Origin of the sequence: Lacrimispora sinapis (genome assembly GCF_043633585.1) — a bacterium.
In the GTDB taxonomy this organism is placed as follows: domain Bacteria; phylum Bacillota; class Clostridia; order Lachnospirales; family Lachnospiraceae; genus Lacrimispora; species Lacrimispora sinapis.
Genome location: NZ_CP141832.1, coordinates 2243727 through 2262190, shown reverse-complemented (window position 1 = coordinate 2262190; position 18464 = coordinate 2243727). Strand labels below are relative to the sequence as shown.

Below are 18464 nucleotides of genomic sequence, written 5' to 3'. Positions count from 1 at the left end.
CGTCAAAACGGTAAAGCGATTTATCCGCATCCTTATGAAATGTGCAAGACTTTTATTGATGCCCTAAGAGGTGTCAGTAAGAGTCTTTTTTATTTCCTTTACGAGAGCATAAAATAAAGGGTAGGTAAAGAAAGGAGCCGTATTATGGAAACAATGGATCCCCAAAAGAATGAGGTTTTGAAAAAGTTGAAAAGGATTTTGAAGAAATCAGGAATCGCAGCTGTTCTTATTGTGGCTATTCCGGTTATCGGTTTTGGGTCATTATACAATATTCAGGAGCAGGAACAGGCTGTAGTGACTACCTTGGGAAAAGCAAGAACGGTAGCAGAGCCGGGACTTCATTTTAAGATTCCGTTTGTCCAAAGTGTTAAAAAGGTCAATACCACGATCCAGGGATTTGCAATCGGCTATGATCCCAACGACAATGAAAGCAAGGAAGAAGACTCTTTGATGATTACAAAGGATTATAACTTTGTAAATGTGGATTTTTTCGTAGAGTATAAGGTGGCAGACCCGGTAAGGGCCGTTTATGAGTCGGAAGATCCTTTAAAGGTTTTGCAGAGCATTACCAAAAGCTGCATCCGCACGGTGATCGGAAGCTATGATGTGGATTCGGTGCTGACTACAGGGAAGAATGAAATCCAGTCTAAGATCAAGCAGATGATCATGGAAAAGCTGGAAGGGCACGACATTGGCCTGACGGTCGTAAACGTGACCATTCAGGACTCCGAGCCGCCGACAAAAGAGGTCATGGAAGCCTTTAAAGCGGTAGAAACCGCAAAGCAGGGAAAGGAAACGGCCATCAACAACGCCAACAAGTACCGGAATGAGAAGCTGCCTGAGGCAACTGCCCAGACCGATAAGATATTGCAGGAGGCAGAATCCACGAAAGCGAAAAGAATCAATGAAGCCAATGCGGAGGTTGCCAAATTTAACGCCATGTATATCGAGTATCAGAAGAATCCCGAAGTAACCAAAAAAAGAATGTTTTATGAAACCATGGAAAAGGTACTGCCGGATATGAAGGTGATTATAGACGGGACGGATAAGACCAGTACGATATTACCCCTTGACAGCTTTACCGGAGCCAGCGGGGATGGTAAAACCAATGGAGAAAAGGAGAAAACGGAATGAGAAAAAGATTAAAAAAAGCGGCTTTGGCGTTTGCAGCATTGGCAGTGGTAATCGTATTATTGGGCTGTGTTGTAATTACAAATGAAAATGAATATAAATTGATCCGTCAGTTCGGACGTGTGGAACGGGTGATTGGAACCGCCGGTTTATCCATGAAGATTCCATTTATTCAGACGGCGGATACCCTTCCCAGGCAGATCCTGATTTATGATCTGGCAGCATCGGATGTAATCACCAAGGATAAAAAGACCATGCTAAGCGACAGCTATGTGTTATGGCGGATCGAAGATCCTTTGAAGTTTGCCCAGTCCTTAAATTCCTCCATTACCAATGCGGAGGCAAGAATTGATACCGTGGTATATAACTCCGTAAAGAACGTGATCAGCAGCATGAGCCAGAATGATGTGATCAGCAGCCGGGATGAAGAACTTTCTCAGGCAATCATGAATAACGTAGGCGAAAATATGGTCCAGTACGGCATCAAGCTTCTGGCTGTGGAAACCAAACGTCTTGATCTTCCGGTGGACAATAAGGCTGCCGTCTATGAGCGGATGATATCCGAGCGTGATAAGATTGCCGCTACCTATACGGCAGAGGGTCAGGCGGAGGCTAAGAAAATACAAAATACAACAGACAGGGAAATTGCAATCAGCATTTCAGATGCCCAGGCCCAGGCGGCGACCATAACGGCAGAAGGCGAAGCAGAGTACATGAGAATCCTGGCTGAATCCTATAATGATGCTCAGAAAGCCGATTTTTATTCCTTTGTCCGTTCTCTGGAAGCAGCCAGAAATTCCCTGACCGGGAAAAATAATACCTTGATTCTGCCGGAAAATTCTCCGCTGGCGCAGATATTTACCGCTCGTTGATTTACCGGCCGTAAATGGTTGCAGGAACGAATTTTTTGTGGTAAAGTGTTAAAAGATAAAAGAAGCGAAAGATAGGAGATAGACAGCATGAAGATAAAAGACATTTTGAGCCAGGGAAAGCCGACGTTGTCTTTTGAAGTATTTCCCCCGAAGACAGAGGATAAGTACGAATCTGTGGAACGGGCAGCGGCAGAGATCGCCAAACTGAATCCGGCATTCATGAGTGTCACATACGGAGCCGGCGGAGGCACCAGCAAATATACGGTTGATATCGCCTCGGCACTTCATCATGAATATCACGTTACGGCTCTGGCTCATTTGACCTGTGTATCTTCTACGAAAGAAAAGGTGCGGGAGGTTCTACATGACCTGAAAGAAGCCGGGATTGAGAATGTGCTGGCTCTTCGCGGAGATATTCCTCCCAATGGACTGATTTCAAGGGAATACAGCTATGCATCGGAATTGATCCGGGAGATAAAGGAAGCGGGAGACTTTTGCATCGGTGCCGCCTGCTATCCGGAGGGCCACGTGGAATCAGCCAGCAAAACCATTGATATGGATTACTTAAAGCAGAAGGTGGAAGCAGGCTGTGATTTTGTAACCACTCAGATGTTTTTTGATAATAATATACTATACAATTACTTATACCGCATCAGGGAAAAGGGAATTACCGTACCCGTGGTTGCGGGGATCATGCCTGTAACCAATGTTAGACAGATCATTCGCAGCTGTCAGCTGTCAGGAACCTATCTGCCCTCCCGTTTCAAAGCCATTGTTGACCGGTTTGGAGATAATCCTGCGGCGATGAAGCAGGCGGGAATCGCTTATGCCACGGAACAGATCATTGACCTGATTGCAAACGGCGTGAATGCCATTCATGTGTATTCCATGAACAAACCGGATGTGGCATTAAAAATCAAGGAAAATTTATCTGAAATATTGTAATGGATTTAAATCAGGGTTCGGCGCCTTTGCAGGGCCGGACCCGTTTTTAGAATTACAGAGAGGGAGGGAAGACCATGGAAATCAGCCGTAAGGAGGTTCGGCGGTATTTAGGGTATGGGATACAGGAAGGCGATGATACCGTCAATGCTCTGATTGAAGCGTGCATCTGTGAACTTTTGGAGGCTGCTTCTCCCAAATGCGTCAGCCGGGCATATCCCCTAAAACTGCTTCCGGATCATGGAATTGATTTTACGGTCTTTCAGACCAAGAGCCAAAACCTAAGCAAAAATCTGGCAGACTGCGATCAGGTGATTTTATTTGCCGCCACTTTGGGGACCGGTGTGGATGTGCTTCTTCATAAATACACCAAGCTCCAGATGAGCAAAGCGGTTACCATGCAGGCAGCAGCAGCGGCCATGATCGAAGAATTTTGTGATGAAGAAAACGGGAAATTAAAACAGGAGTACGAAGCGGCGGGACTTTATTTAAGACCTAGATTCAGCCCCGGATACGGAGATTTTTCTCTGGAATGCCAGCGGGACATCACTGCCGTTTTGGAAACCGCAAAACGGGTGGGCATCATGCTTACGGACAGTCTTTTGATGACACCGTCAAAATCGGTGACAGCGGTGATCGGTGTGAGCACAAAGCCTTACCGGTGCGAGGAAAAAGGGTGTGAATCCTGTGGAAAAACAGACTGCGCATACCGAAGAAATTAAAAGTTACAGATGCAGATGGAGGAATGTATGACAGGGATTTTAAAAGAGATCGGAAAAAAAATCGTATTTTTTGACGGAGGTACAGGAAGCCTTTTACAGGCCAATGGCCTGAAGCCGGGAGAGCTGCCGGAGACCTGGAACATAAAGCATCCGGATATCATCACAAAGCTTCACCGTGATTACCTGGAAGCGGGAGCGGATATTATAAAGACCAATACCTTTGGAGCCAACGGGCTGAAATTCTATCAAGGGGCTGAATTTGACTTAAACGAAGTGGTCACCGCAGCCGTTAAAAATGCAAAACGTGCGGTGGAAACAGCCCGCTATCCCTCCGGTAAGGAACGGGGGTATATAGCCCTGGATTTAGGTCCTACCGGTAAGCTTTTAAAACCTCTCGGAGACCTTGCTTTTGAAGATGCCTATGATATGTATGCCCAGGTAGTGAGGATCGGGGAGCAGGAAGGGGCAGATCTGGTACTCATAGAGACTATGAGTGACAGCTATGAGACCAAGGCAGCTGTACTGGCTGCTAAGGAAAATTCCAGTCTTCCTGTATTTGTTACCATGATCTTTGATGAAAAAGGAAAGCTTTTAACAGGAGGCAATGTTGAGTCTGCGGTAGCCTTACTGGAAGGCCTGAGAGTGGATGCCCTTGGGATCAACTGCGGCCTGGGACCCATCCAGATGAAGGGGATTCTTTCCGATCTCATGGAGGTGGTATCCATACCCGTCATCGTCAATCCCAACGCCGGACTTCCAAGAAGTGAAGGCGGTAAAACGGTTTATGATATTGATGCCGATGAGTTTGCACAGGTCATGGCCGAAATTGTTACAATGGGGGCCTGTGTGGTCGGAGGATGCTGCGGCACCACACCGGAGCACATTAGAAAAATGGTGGCATTGTGTAAGAATTTCCCTGTGAAACTGCCTCAAAAAAAGAACCGGACGGTTATCTCCTCCTATGCACAGGCGGTGGTCATGGACCGTGAGCCGGTTATCATTGGGGAGAGGATCAATCCTACGGGAAAATCCAAATTCAAACAGGCTCTCCGGGACCATAATCTGGAATACATCCTAAGGGAAGGCGTAACCCAGCAGGATAACGGCGCACATGTTCTCGATGTAAACGTAGGACTTCCTGGAATTGATGAGCCTTCTATGATGGTGGAGGTGGTAAAAGAACTTCAGAGTATCATCGACTTACCGCTCCAGATTGATACCTCAAATATCGAGGCCATGGAGCGGGCCATGAGGATTTACAATGGAAAGCCTCTGATCAATTCCGTAAACGGAAAAGAGGAAATGATGGAGGCCATCTTCCCTCTGGTAAAACGCTACGGCGGAGTTGTGGTTGCCCTGGCACTTGATGAAGGCGGAATTCCTGAGACGGCAGAAGGCAGGATCGCCGTGTCCCGGAAGATCTATAAAAAGGCGGCCGAGTATGGAATTGATCAAAAGGACATTATCATAGATGCCTTGTGCATGACCGTAAGCGCTGACAGCAAAGGCGCATTGACGACTCTGGAGACCTTGAAAAGAGTGCGGGATGAACTGGGCGGTAAGACCATTCTCGGTGTCTCCAACATTTCCTTTGGACTTCCTCAGAGGGAAATCGTGAATGCCACATTTTTTACCATGGCGCTGCAAAATGGGCTGAGCGCTGCCATCATCAACCCTAACTCAGAGGCCATGATGCGCTCTTATTTAAGCTTTCTGACACTTTCGGACTTGGATCCCCAGTGCAGTAAGTATATCAGCGTCTACAGCGGTCAGGCGGCAACCCTTGGCGGTACGGTTCAGTCTGGCGGCACCGGCGGAGGGAACGCTTCCGGGGGAGAGTTATCCTTATCTGAGAGCATTGCAAAAGGACTGAAGGACCGTGCATTTTCTGCGGTTACAGAACTTTTAAGGGATAAGGAACCTTTGGCGATTATCAATGAAGAAATGATCCCGGCTCTGGACCGGGTGGGAAAGGGGTTTGAAAAAGGAACCGTATTTCTTCCCCAGCTTTTGATGAGTGCGGAAGCAGCCAAGGCCGCATTTGAAGTCATTAGGGAGCAGATGGCAAAGAGCGGTACGGTTGAAGCTGAAAAAGGTGCCATTATCCTTGCAACCGTCAAAGGTGACATTCATGATATCGGGAAAAACATTGTAAAGGTCCTGCTTGAAAATTACAGCTATGAGGTGATTGATTTAGGAAAAGATGTGCCTCCGGAACTGATCGTGGAGACAGCTCTTGAAAAAAATATCAGGCTGGTAGGCTTAAGCGCACTTATGACAACCACCGTTCCCAGTATGGAAGAAACCATTCAACAGCTTCACAAGGCCACACCCCATACCAAAGTCATGGTAGGAGGGGCCGTTTTAACAGAGGATTATGCAAAAACCATAGGGGCGGACCGGTACTGCCGTGATGCTATGGCTTCCGTCAATTATGCAGAAGAAGTATTTGAAGGAAAATAAGGTGCCTCATTGACAAATACAGAATGAATGGTACAATTAAACTTGATAATACATCTGGAGGTACAAACATGGGAAAGATTATTTTAACGGGAGACCGGCCCACCGGAAAGCTGCACATCGGCCACTACGTTGGTTCACTCAAACGAAGGGTAGAACTGCAGAATTCCGGCGAATTTGACGAGATTTATATTATGATTGCGGATGCCCAGGCATTGACGGACAATGCGGACAACCCTGAAAAAGTCCGTCAGAATATCATTGAGGTTGCGCTGGACTATCTTGCCTGTGGCCTGGACCCGAAGAAGTGTACCTTGTTCATCCAGTCCCAGATCGCGGAATTGACGGAACTTTCCTTCTACTATATGAATTTGGTCACTGTCTCGAGGCTTCAAAGGAATCCTACGGTAAAGTCTGAGATCGCCATGAGAAATTTTGAGACCAGCATTCCGGTGGGATTTTTCACTTATCCCATCAGCCAGGCTGCTGACATTACGGCTTTTAAAGCAACCACTGTGCCGGTAGGCGAGGATCAGGAGCCTATGCTGGAGCAGACAAGGGAGATTGTCCGCAAATTCAATTCTGTTTACGGAGAGACCTTGGTGGAACCGGAGATTCTGCTTCCTGACAATAAAGCATGTTTAAGACTTCCTGGTACGGACGGAAAAGCAAAGATGAGCAAATCCTTAGGCAACTGCATCTATTTATCCGATTCTGAGGAAGAGGTAAAAAAGAAGATCATGAGCATGTACACGGACCCCAACCATATCCAGGTTTCTGACCCGGGAGAAGTGGAAGGCAATACGGTATTTACTTATCTTGACGCATTCTGTAAGGATGAGGACTTTGTCAAGTATCTTCCGGATTATAACAACCTGGATGAGCTGAAAGCCCACTACAGACGGGGCGGTTTAGGCGATGTTAAAGTGAAGCGGTTCTTAAACAGCGTTCTTCAGGCTCAATTAGAACCCATCCGTCAGAGAAGAAAGGAATATGAGGCGAATATTCCATTTGTATTCCAGATTCTCAAAGAAGGATCAGAAAAGGCAGCGGCAGCGGCTGCGAATACATTACGGGACGTGAAAGAAGCGATGAAGATCAATTACTTTGAGGACATGGAACTGATTGAAGAACAGTCTAAGAAGTATCAGAGTCAGGAATAGAGGTATCTATGAAGATCGTATCCATCGCAGAAATTCTGGAATGCAATCAGATGATAAAAGAGAAAGGGCTGGCCTTTCGGATTCATTTAAGGGACGCCTGCTCAAAACAATCCTGTTCCATTGAATCATTAGACAGTAATAATGGAGATGAGGAGTACAAAGACCTTTATAAGATTTTGGACGAATATTTTTCAAGGTTTCGCTTTCAACTGGAATACGGAGAAGACAGAAGGAATTTCTGGATTCTTTAATACCGGAAAAAGGAACGCCGGAGAAGATTCAAGGGAAAACAGTTCCTTTGTGCTTCTGCGGTGTTTTTTGATAAAATAATAATTATTATCAATATCATTATTGTAATTTCGGATTAAGTGTGCTAATATAAATACATGAATTAGTAGAGACTAACTCATAAAAACTTAGAAATAAGCCATATTAATTTAGTATAGCTTTTATGAAAGGAGATAGATGGTATGTCATATATTGGAAAAGAAATCAGCGATTTTAAGGTTCAGAGTTTTATTAATGGAGAATTTAAAGAGGTAACAAAAGAGGATGTCCTGGGGAAATGGTCAGTGTTTTTTTTCTACCCGGCTGATTTTTCCTTTGTTTGCCCTACTGAATTGGAAGACCTGGCAGATAAGTATGAAGAATTTAAAAAGATAGACTGTGAGATTTACAGCGTATCCTGTGACACCCATTTTGTACACAAGGCATGGCATGATGCTTCTAAAACCATAAAAAAGATTAAATACCCGATGTTGGCTGATCCGACCGGAGCTTTGGCAAGAGATTTCGATGTACTGATTGAATCTTCCGGCATGGCGGAACGAGGAACCTTCATTTTGAATCCCGAAGGAAAGATCGTAGCCTATGAAGTCATTGCAGGCAACGTAGGAAGGAATGCAGAAGAACTGTTCCGCCGGGTGCAGGCTTCCCAGTTCGTTTCCGAACATGGAGATGAGGTTTGCCCGGCAAAGTGGAAACCAGGCGAAAAGACCTTAAAGCCCAGCCTTGATTTAGTGGGACTTCTGTAAAGGTGGGAGTATATGGATGAATTGTATGATGTAATTGTTGTCGGTGCAGGCCCTGCGGGCCTGTCCGCCGCCATTTACGCTGCCAGAGCCAAGTTTAAGGTCCTGGTGCTGGAAAAGGAAAAGCTGGGCGGCCAGATCACTATTACTTCTGAAGTCGTTAATTATCCCGGGATTGAAACCATTGATGGCTCTGCTCTTACTGAAAAGATGCGGAAACAGGCAGAAAACTTTGGTGCGGAGTTTAAGATGGCCCGTGCCCTTGACATGGATCTGTCTGAAGACATCCGTGTGGTAAAAACCGATAAGGGAGATTTAAAGACCTTTGGAATTGTTCTGGCTCTCGGAGCCAATCCCAGGTCTCTTGGATTCAAAGGAGAACAGGAATATAAGGGACGGGGAGTGGCTTACTGTGCCACCTGTGACGGAGAGTTTTTTACCGGTATGGAGGTATTTGTCATAGGAGGCGGTTATGCGGCTGCGGAAGAGGCAGTCTTTTTAACAAAATATGCCAAAAAAGTAACCATCATAGTCCGGGAGGATGATTTCACCTGTGCCGCTTCCGTGGCGGACAAAGCCAGGGAGCATGAGAAGATTGAAATTCATTTTCATACGGAAATCATAGAGGCGGCGGGAGATTCTGTTCTTCGGAGTGCCACATTCCGGGATAACAGGACCGGAGAAGAGTGGCAGTATAAAGCAGAACCAGGCAAAACCTTTGGAATCTTTGTGTTTGCCGGCTATGTACCGGATACCGACTGGGTCCGGAAAAAGGTGTCCTTAAATGACTACGGGTACTTAATTACGGATCAGGATCAGATGACAGATGTTCCCGGTGTATACGCTGCCGGAGATGTATGTGTGAAGAACCTCCGGCAGGTGGTGACCGCTGTTTCCGACGGTGCGGTTGCGGCGACCTCTTTGGAAAAGTATGTTGCGAAGATGTGGGAGAAGCATGGAATCGCCCAGAGAGAAGACGTTCCAAAGAAAGCAACCGGGGCAGAAGTTTCTGTGGAGGAAAGCGGAGAGAGCGAAGCGTTTATTACACCGGAGATGAAAGAACAGTTAAAAGAAGTATTTGGTAAATTCAACAGTAAAATAACCGTGAAGGGTCTTTTGGATAAAAGCCCCCTGGCGTCTCAGATGGAAGGATTTTTAAAGGAACTTTCTGGTATCTCTGACCGTGTGGAATGTGTGGTCAGCCGGGAATCCGACCAAACCGTTTCCAGTGAAACCATTCCAGCGCTTTGTGTGCTGAGAGAAGACGGGACAGAATCCGGAATCCGGTTTTATGGAATTCCGGGAGGCCATGAGTTTAATTCCTTTGTGATAGGGCTGTACAATGCAGCAGGTCCGGGGCAGACGGTTACGAAAGAGGAAGAAGCACGGATAAGGAACATTAAAAAGCCTATTGATATTAAGGTGGCAGTCTCTTTGTCCTGTACCATGTGCCCCACTACGGTTATGTCTGCCGGACGCATTGCGGCAGAGAATGAAATGGTAAAGGCGTGGACTTATGATCTGGCGTTATATCCGGAATTAAAAGAACGGTATCAGATCATGAGTGTCCCTTGTATGATTATAAATCAGGAAAAAGTTGAGTTTGGGAAGAAATCCGTAGAGGAACTTCTGAACATACTGGAAACCATTGAATGAAAAGGAGAAAACATGATGAATTATCTGGAGATTGAAAAAGTAATAGGAAGAGAAATAATTGATTCCAGAGGAAATCCTACCGTAGAGGCAGAGGTACATTTAGCAGACGGGACCATTGGCAGAGGAGCTGCACCGAGCGGTGCTTCTACCGGAGAATTTGAAGCGCTGGAGCTTCGTGACGGGGATAAATCCCGCTTTGGAGGAAAAGGTGTTTTAACAGCTGTCCATAACATCAATACAGTCATTCATTTTGCACTTGTGGGAATGGATGCTTCCGACATATATGCCATTGACCGCAAAATGATCAATGAAGATGGAACAAAGGACAAATCAAGACTGGGTGCCAATGCCATTTTAGCAGTATCCATTGCCTGTGCAAGAGCAGCAGCCATGAGTATGGGAATTCCCTTATACCGTTTCTTGGGCGGTATTACGGGCAACCGTCTTCCTGTTCCGATGATGAATATTTTAAACGGCGGTGCTCATGCGGCCAATACGGTTGATGTGCAGGAGTTCATGATCATGCCGGTGGGCGCAGCAGATTTTAAGGAAGGACTTCGCTGGTGTACCGAAGTATTCCATTGCCTGGCTTCCATTTTAAAATCCAAAGGACTTGCTACCTCTGTTGGTGATGAAGGAGGTTTTGCTCCTGACTTAGAGAGCGATGATGCTGCCATTGAACTGATTCTTGAAGCTGTCAGAAAAGCAGGCTATGAACCAGGCCGTGATTTCGTTCTGGCGATGGATGCGGCTTCCAGTGAGTGGAAGGGTGAGAAAAAAGGAGAATACATTCTTCCTAAGGCCGGAAAGCACTTTACATCTGAGGAATTGATCGGACACTGGAAAGACCTTTGCGACAAGTATCCGATTTACTCCATTGAGGATGCCCTTGATGAGGAAGACTGGGAAGGATGGAAGCTGCTTACCAAGGAACTTGGCAGCCGTATCCAGCTGGTAGGCGATGATCTTTTTGTAACCAATACAGAGCGTCTGAAAAAGGGAATTGAGGAAGGCTGCGGCAACTCCATTCTGATTAAACTCAATCAGATTGGTTCCGTATCTGAAACTCTGGAAGCCATTAAGATGGCTCACAGTGCAGGTTACACTGCCATTGCTTCCCACCGTTCCGGTGAGACGGAGGATACCACCATTGCAGATCTTGCCGTTGCCCTCAATACGTGTCAGATCAAAACAGGGGCACCAAGCAGAAGCGAACGTGTGGCAAAATACAACCAGCTTCTCCGCATTGAAGAAGAACTTGGAGAAGGTGCAGTATATCCGGGATTGGATGCATTCCGTATCCGCCGTTCTTAATTGCCTGAAAGAAGCCTGTCAGATTCCTGAACGATCTGACAGGCTTCTTTTATTGGGCAAAAGCAGACCTCTCAGGCTCTTTCCTGGTGCAAAGAAAAGGAATTGATGAAAACGCAGAAAAATGGTATGCTTGTGGAAACAGGTTCATAAGGAGAAGGATCATGGAATATAGAGAAATTAAAGAAAGTGAATTAAATAAAGAACTGTTTTCAGAGTTTAACCGCTACCAGGAAGTGAAAGAGTGTCTCAGAAAGGTGGATGGGACCTGGGCGGCAGTTAAGAATCCTTTTACGGAGCAGTGGCAGGATGAGGATTATGAGGTGTTGATCCGATGTCTGAAAATTACCATTCATACCGGGGGCGTTGTTTTCGGAGCATTTCTTCACGGAGTATTGAAGGGGTTTGCGTCTGTGGAAGGAGTCCCTCTTGGGAAACAACGGAATTATCTGGATCTTTCCAGTCTTCACGTATCCTATGATCTGCGGGGAAAGAGGACCGGACGCCGCCTGTTTCAGATGGCTTCCGAATGGGCAAGGCTGAAGGGCGCGCAAAAGCTCTATATCTCCTCTCATTCTTCGGTGGAGACCCAGGCATTTTACAGAGCCATGGGCTGTGTGGAAGCAATGGAATATGACAAGGAGCATGTTGCAAGAGAACCCTTTGATTGTCAGCTGGAATTTGTGCTGGAAAGAAAGGTTATATTATATATTGGCATCAGCCTGGATGGATATATTGCCGATGTGAATGGCGGTGTAGGCTGGCTTGGCGGCCATGACAGCGGATATACCGGTGATTACGGGTATGGAACGTTTGCAAGCCAGGTGGACACCGTTTTGATGGGATACAACACCTATGAACAGGTGGTAACAGTGCTTTCTCCGGGAGAATGGGTATATGCAGACAAGAAAACCTATGTGCTGACCCATAGGGACATGGAGGACAAGCCTGGGATCTGTTTTACCCGGGAGCCCCTTGAGGTTCTTCTTGACCGTTTGAAAAAAGAGGAAGGAAAAGGGATCTGGATCTGCGGAGGGTCCTGCCTGGTCGGACAGCTGATGGAAAAAAATCTGATTGACGAATACCATCTCACAGTGATGCCGGTTCTTCTTGGAAAAGGGATTCGTCTCTTTCCGGAAAGCGAAAATGAGTCTTTGCTGAAGCTTATTTCCGTACAAACGGAAAATGGGGTCATAGACTGTATTTACAGGAAAAGATGGATCTGAAAAAGGAATATACAGGGATCTCCGTCAATACAATGAACAATGGTATAATGCCGGAATAGGCAATATGATTTGGATCAGAGGTTGAGGAGAGAAAAAAGATGGCAGTGATAGAACAAATCAGATGCGGAAGTGTGAACAGCTATCTGATCGAAGAACGTGGAAGAGCCATTCTTGTGGATACAGGAAGGAAAGGGTTTGAAGAAAAGATACTGAATGTGTGCAGGAGGACAAAGGTGGAACTGATCCTTTTGACTCACGGACATTTTGACCATGTACAGAATACGGCATATCTGGCCCATAAGCTGGACGTTCCGGTGGCCATGCATCAGGCAGACCTTTCCCTTTTGAAGGCCGATTTTCCAGAACCTGTTTCCTATCAGGGATTTTTGGGAATGCTGGTCGCGGAGGTCTCTGCCAAAAGCGTTGATAAAGACAAGATCCCTGTTTTCACTCCGGAAATATATGTACGCGAGGGTGACTCTTTAAAAGCGTACGGAATCAATGCCCGTGTGCTGGAGCTCCCTGGGCATACCAGAGGTTCCATTGGCCTTGATGTGGAGGAAACGGCGGTTATTGCAGGAGATGCACTGATGAATTTATTTTATCCAGGACTGTCCATGATCTATTGGGACAGGGATAGGATGATAGAAAGTGCACAGAAAATCAGCGCACTGGGCGCGAGAAAAATTTATTTTGGTCATGGAAATCCGGTGGAAAACCAGGAATGGGGCAGGATCGGAATATAAAAGAGGATGAATACGGAATGATAGAAATTTATCTGGCAAGAGCTGAGGTGCCTGAGGGGATGAAAAAGTATCAATGGGAGCATGAGCTAGGAAAAAAGCTTCTCTTTCTTGGATTAAAGGAGCAGTATGGGATTGAGGCTCCGGCAGAGCAGATACGGTTCGGAACAGGAACCTATGGAAAGCCATATCTCAAGGATTTTCCACATATTCACTATAATATCAGCCATACCGATGGGATGGCTGTCTGTGGTTTTTCACACAGGGAATTAGGCGTTGATGTGGAACGGATTCGTGACTATAAGGATAACGTACTAAGAAAAGTGATGTCAGAGTCAGAGAAAGACGGCATGAGAGAACTGTCTGAAAAAGAGCGTGGGGAATACTTTTTCCGTATTTGGACCTTAAAGGAAAGCTATGGAAAAGCAGTTGGGACGGGGATTGTCATGCCCATGTCGGACATTACCTTTACACTTTCGGATATAGGAAATCCGGGCTGTTCTGTTCCGGGAGTGTCCTTTTTTCAAAAACTGTTAGAGGATGGAGTTGTTCTTTCCGTCTGTCAAAAGGGGAACGAAAAAGTCAACGTGACATTAAATCCGGTTTTTTAGTTTCAAGAACTGAATATTCCATAAATTTGGATAATGATTCTATAATAGAAGAAAACTTTACGGGTTTAATCGTATTATTTTTATGAAAAGTCTTATAAAATAGTATTTTTATGGCGAATATCTTATAAAGATATAAAATGATAGGAGGATAAGCCATGAGTAACATGACAGATAATTTTGTAATTACTTTTCTTCAGAGATTCGATGAGCATCCGTTTGAGGTAACGCTTCACGGGAAGACCTATCTAATAGGAAACGGAACGCCCGCCTTCCGCGTTCGTTTAAAAGAGGATATCAGTGCCAAGGAATTGTTGACAAGCACTTCGTTAGCCCTTGGAGAAGCCTATATGAAAGGTGATTTGGAAATCGAAGGGGATTTGTTTGAGGCACTGGATCATTTTCTGGGGCAGATGGGGAAATTTTCAACGGACCATAAGAAGCTTAAAAAACTGATTTTTTCTTCCCAATCCAAAAAGAACCAGGAAAAAGAGGTCACTTCCCATTACGATATCGGCAATGAATTTTACAGCCTGTGGCTCGATGATACCATGAGCTATTCCTGTGGCTATTTTAAGAACGAGGAAGATACCTTATATGATGCACAGTGCAACAAAGTGGAACGGATTTTAAAAAAGCTGGACTTAAAAAAGGACATGACTCTTCTGGATATCGGATGCGGCTGGGGATATCTTTTGATCCGTGCGGCAAAGGAATACGGAGTGCGGGGAGTCGGGATTACCCTGAGCAAAGAACAAAAGAAGAAATTTGATGAGCGGATCGAGGAAGAAGGGCTTACGGGTATGGTATCCGCAGAATTAATGGATTACCGGGATCTGGAAAGCTGGGGAAAGACCTTTGACCGGGTGGTAAGTGTGGGAATGCTGGAGCACGTGGGAAGGGAACATTACGACCTGTTTGTTAAAAATGTAGAAGCTGTTTTAAATCCAGGCGGGCTATGTTTGCTTCACTTTATCAGCGCATTGAAGGAACACCCTGGTGATCCCTGGATTAAAAAATACATTTTTCCGGGAGGAGTGATCCCAAGCCTTCGGGAAATGATTAATATATTAAGTGAGCACCGTTTTTACACTTTGGATGTGGAAAGTCTTCGCCGCCATTATTATAAGACACTGCGTCATTGGGATAAGAATTTCAACGATCACCGTTCAAAAATCGAGGAAAGCATGGGCACTGAGTTTGTCCGGATGTGGGATCTTTATTTAAACGCATGTGCGGCTACGTTTCATAACGGCATTATAGACCTTCATCAGATCCTTGTTTCAAAGGGCGTCAATAACCAGCTTCCTATGACCAGATGGTATTAAGGGACAAGAAACGGAACGTATATTTTTTAATTTCCGGGAATGTTTTTTCGTAAATCAGTAACAGGTGAAATTTTTTGTTAATATACAGTTAATAGAAATATTTTATTTGATTGGAGATTAACATTGTCTGAATCTTATCCATATTTAGGTTATGAAGAAGTATGCCAGCAAATCCCGATCCAATTTCCGCCGCAGCATCAGCCTGCGCAGCCTGGTTTAGAGACTCTGATGGTTCCGCAGCCCATTTTTAACGATCCCAATTATGTTGGAACTGGAAAATTGAGCAATAAGGTAGCGTTGGTAACTGGCGGCGACAGCGGAATTGGCAGAGCGGTTTGTCTGGCATTTGCAAAAGAAGGGGCCGATCTATGCATTGTTTATTATAATGAGCATGAGGATGCCCAGATAACAAAGTCCTATATAGAATCTCTTGGGAGAAAATGTCTGTTGCTTTCAGGTGATGTACGAGACGAGACATTTTGTAAAAATGCTGTATGCGAAACGGTTTCCGTTTTGGGCGGCCTCGACGTGCTGGTTAATAATGCCGGTGTTCAGTTCCCCCAAAGTAGTATCGAGGATATTACAGTCGAGCAGCTGAAACTGACCTTTGAGGTCAATTTTTATGGTGTTTTTATGATGACCAAGTTTGCTCTGCCCTATATGAAATGCAAAAGCACCATAATTAACACCACCTCAGTGACTGCTTATTTGGGAAATGACCAGTTGATTGACTATTCCAGCACCAAAGGTGCCGTTGTTAGCTTCACACGCGCCATGGCCAGATCCTTGGTGTCACAGGGCATCCGTGTGAATGCAGTTGCACCAGGCCCTATCTGGACGCCCCTTCAGCCTGCCAGCTGGCCGGCGGATCATATACCGACCTTCGGGTCCAATACTCCCATGAAAAGGGCGGGTCAGCCGGTTGAGCTTGCGCCCACCTATGTGTATCTGGCATGCGGTGACTCATCCTATGTGACCGGCCAGGTCCTTCATGTAGATGGTGGGAATTCTATGCAATCTTAAAAATCAAAACGCTGGTATTTAAACGGGATAATAGTCCATTTCCATGCTACAAGATACCCCCTTTGTTTTGATTCTTATGGTTTCCATAAACAATCGAAGATAGTCTGTTTCATCATATATTGAATAAAATAAATAAAAGAACGTTGAAAGTCAATCCCATAAGCATTTGAACTTACGATTCTATGGTTGCTGTTTTAAGAAATTAGTGTTATGATTCCTTGGGATAAATAAAAGGCTGCGAAAAGGAATCTTTATACGGCAGAAAAACTTTGATCCATAAGAGTGTACAATGGAGAATGGGAGGACAAAAGACAGCAATGGATACGGCAACGGCACGCAGCCTTAAAAAAGGGTGCATCATGACCTTGATTGGAGGTATCTTATGGGGGCTTTCAGGTACCTGCGGACAGTATCTGATGCAGGTAAAGGGCCTTACAGCCGATTGGCTCATCCCCATACGTCTGGTCATGGCAGGAGTGATTCTTCTTGGTATTTGCGCAATAAAAGATGGAAAAAAAGTGTTATATATATTTAAAAAACGAAGAGATTGGCTGGAAGTTGTTGTTTTTGGTATTTTTGGGATGTCTATGTGCCAGTATACCTATTTTACAGCCATTAGTTTTTCAAACGCAGGGACAGCCACGGTGCTGGAGTATGTAGGGCCGGTGATCGTTATGCTGTATGTTTCCTTCCGTTCGGGTAAGGCCCCGGAAAAAGTGGAATTATTTGCGGTGGTACTGGCTGTGTTTGGAACGGTTTTGTTAGCCACCCATGGAAATTTAAAAAGCCTTGCCATTTCCCATCAGGCTCTCTTCTGGGGGCTGACTTCCGCCGTTACCTTGGCTGTTTATACCGTCCAGCCCGGACGCCTGCTGAATAAATTCGGTTCCATGCTGGTGACGGGGTGGGGGATGTTGATTGGCGGAATCTTACTCTGCCTGTTTTTCAGGCCATGGACCAGGACCGTAGCTGTGGATGGAATCGTATTCAGCGGAATGGCATTTATCATTCTGGTGGGAACCATCACTGCTTTTGTCTGTTATCTGGAAGGAGTAAAATGGGTAGGACCGAAAAGGGGAAGTTTATTTGCAGCGGTAGAGCCGGTATCTGCAACTGTTTTTTCTGTTCTGCTTTTAAAGGTGAGCTTCGGCCTGATGGACCTGCTTGGCTTTGTCTGCATTTTATCGACTATTTTTCTTCTCACCATGGAGAAGCAAAGATAACCACTTTACATTATATTTCATATCATGATATAATCATAAAATAATATTACATGAGAGGAAGGTTGTAAATGCAGGAAAATATCAGTGTGTCAGGAGTGCTTTGTTCCTCTTATGATTCCTTCTTTGAAGCGGAGAAAAAGATTGCGGACTATATTCTGGCTCATAAAAATGAGATGATTGATATGACAGTAGCAGAACTGGCTCTTGCAAGCGGAACCAGCGATGCCACAGTATCCAGATTCTGCAAAAGATGCGGGTTTAACGGCTTTCATCATTTGAAAATAAATCTGGCAAAGGAAATCGCCGAGGAACGGGGAAATTCTGTTGAAGTTTCCAATGAGATCAACAGGGAGAACCTGGCCCAGTCCCTTCAGAATATTCTGGCCAATAAAGTGGCGGAGCTTACTCAGACGATTTCAATGATGGATGCAGAGGAGCTTGACCGGATTCTTCGTGTGATTGAAGGGGCAAAGACCGTTCAGCTGGTAGCAGTCGGTAATACCATTCCAGTGGCTCTTGACGGCTCCTTTAAATTCAATCAGCTGGGAATTGCGGCGGTGGCAGGCCCCATCTGGGAGACTCAGATGGCTTACACCTGTAATTTAAAAGAGGAAGATGCCATTATCGTCATTTCCAATTCCGGGTTTTCCAAACGTCTGATGACCCTTGTTGCAGTGGCAAAGGAAAACCATACTCCGACCATTGCCATTACCAATAACCCTTCCTCGCCTCTTGGACAGGCATGTGATTACCATATTACTACGGCCACCAGAGAAAAGCTTCTTTTGGGAGAGTTTTGCTTTTCAAGGGTTTCGGCTACCATGGTCATAGAGATTTTATATCTGTTTTTATCGGTCAGCAAGAAAGATTCCCATGATCATATCAGACGTCATGAGATCGCCATTTCAGACGATAAAAAGTAAGAATATTATAGATGGATTTTTAACAGGGAACGCATGGACTTGAGTGCGTTCTTTTTTGATTCCTAATTTGCTGTGTTTTATTCCAGTTGCTAAGATAAAAAC

Annotated in this window: 17 protein-coding genes; all 17 read left to right on the top strand. The window is 45.3% G+C overall.

Features of this window, described 5'->3' with window-relative positions; genetic code table 11:
• Positions 1-144: 144 nt before the first annotated feature.
• Entirely contained in the window at positions 145-1134 is a 990-nt protein-coding gene (gene hflK, locus VIG27_RS10540; RefSeq protein ID WP_394522469.1) for an FtsH protease activity modulator HflK, read from the top strand.
• Positions 1131-2003, top strand: a complete 873-nt coding sequence (gene hflC, locus VIG27_RS10535; RefSeq protein WP_394522468.1) for a protease modulator HflC — start codon at positions 1131-1133, stop codon at positions 2001-2003. Before hflK ends, hflC begins: the two co-directional genes overlap by 4 nt.
• Positions 2004-2090: 87 nt before the next feature.
• Positions 2091-2948 carry a methylenetetrahydrofolate reductase [NAD(P)H] gene (gene metF / locus VIG27_RS10530; protein ID WP_394522467.1) on the top strand — a complete coding sequence of 286 codons (858 nt, stop codon included), beginning with the start codon at positions 2091-2093 and terminating at the stop codon, positions 2946-2948.
• A 74-nt stretch (positions 2949-3022) separates the two neighbouring features.
• Entirely contained in the window at positions 3023-3667 is a 645-nt protein-coding gene (locus VIG27_RS10525) for a vitamin B12 dependent-methionine synthase activation domain-containing protein (RefSeq protein WP_394522466.1), read from the top strand.
• A 27-nt stretch (positions 3668-3694) separates the two neighbouring features.
• Positions 3695-6130, top strand: a complete 2436-nt coding sequence (locus VIG27_RS10520; protein ID WP_394522465.1) for a homocysteine S-methyltransferase family protein — start codon at positions 3695-3697, stop codon at positions 6128-6130.
• Between the two features lie 68 nt (positions 6131-6198).
• Complete coding sequence (gene trpS, locus VIG27_RS10515) at positions 6199-7290, top strand: tryptophan--tRNA ligase (protein ID WP_394522464.1); 1092 nt, start codon at positions 6199-6201, stop codon at positions 7288-7290.
• Between the two features lie 8 nt (positions 7291-7298).
• On the top strand, positions 7299-7541 hold the full coding sequence (locus tag VIG27_RS10510; protein WP_394522463.1) for an RDAC family protein: 243 nt from the start codon (positions 7299-7301) through the stop codon (positions 7539-7541).
• A 219-nt stretch (positions 7542-7760) separates the two neighbouring features.
• The gene (gene ahpC / locus VIG27_RS10505) at positions 7761-8324 is read left to right on the top strand and encodes an alkyl hydroperoxide reductase subunit C (RefSeq protein WP_394522462.1); all 564 of its coding nucleotides are present in this window, start codon (positions 7761-7763) and stop codon (positions 8322-8324) included.
• A gap of 12 nt (positions 8325-8336) precedes the next feature.
• A complete protein-coding gene (locus tag VIG27_RS10500; protein WP_394522461.1) occupies positions 8337-9977 on the top strand; it encodes an FAD-dependent oxidoreductase in 1641 nt (546 codons plus the stop codon).
• Positions 9978-9992: 15 nt separating this feature from the next.
• On the top strand, positions 9993-11291 hold the full coding sequence (gene eno, locus VIG27_RS10495; RefSeq protein ID WP_394527494.1) for a phosphopyruvate hydratase: 1299 nt from the start codon (positions 9993-9995) through the stop codon (positions 11289-11291).
• Between the two features lie 161 nt (positions 11292-11452).
• The gene (locus VIG27_RS10490; protein ID WP_394522460.1) at positions 11453-12514 is read left to right on the top strand and encodes a GNAT family N-acetyltransferase; all 1062 of its coding nucleotides are present in this window, start codon (positions 11453-11455) and stop codon (positions 12512-12514) included.
• Positions 12515-12612: 98 nt separating this feature from the next.
• Complete coding sequence (locus VIG27_RS10485) at positions 12613-13260, top strand: MBL fold metallo-hydrolase (RefSeq protein ID WP_394522459.1); 648 nt, start codon at positions 12613-12615, stop codon at positions 13258-13260.
• Between the two features lie 17 nt (positions 13261-13277).
• The gene (locus VIG27_RS10480) at positions 13278-13868 is read left to right on the top strand and encodes a 4'-phosphopantetheinyl transferase family protein (protein WP_394522458.1); all 591 of its coding nucleotides are present in this window, start codon (positions 13278-13280) and stop codon (positions 13866-13868) included.
• Positions 13869-14023: 155 nt separating this feature from the next.
• The gene (locus tag VIG27_RS10475) at positions 14024-15193 is read left to right on the top strand and encodes a class I SAM-dependent methyltransferase (protein ID WP_394522457.1); all 1170 of its coding nucleotides are present in this window, start codon (positions 14024-14026) and stop codon (positions 15191-15193) included.
• 123 nt (positions 15194-15316) lie between these two features.
• Positions 15317-16216, top strand: a complete 900-nt coding sequence (locus VIG27_RS10470; RefSeq protein ID WP_394522456.1) for an SDR family oxidoreductase — start codon at positions 15317-15319, stop codon at positions 16214-16216.
• A gap of 317 nt (positions 16217-16533) precedes the next feature.
• Positions 16534-17439: a DMT family transporter gene (locus tag VIG27_RS10465; RefSeq protein ID WP_394522455.1), complete on the top strand. Its 906-nt coding sequence runs from the start codon at positions 16534-16536 to the stop codon at positions 17437-17439.
• Between the two features lie 68 nt (positions 17440-17507).
• The gene (locus tag VIG27_RS10460; protein WP_394522454.1) at positions 17508-18362 is read left to right on the top strand and encodes a MurR/RpiR family transcriptional regulator; all 855 of its coding nucleotides are present in this window, start codon (positions 17508-17510) and stop codon (positions 18360-18362) included.
• Positions 18363-18464: the final 102 nt, after the last annotated feature.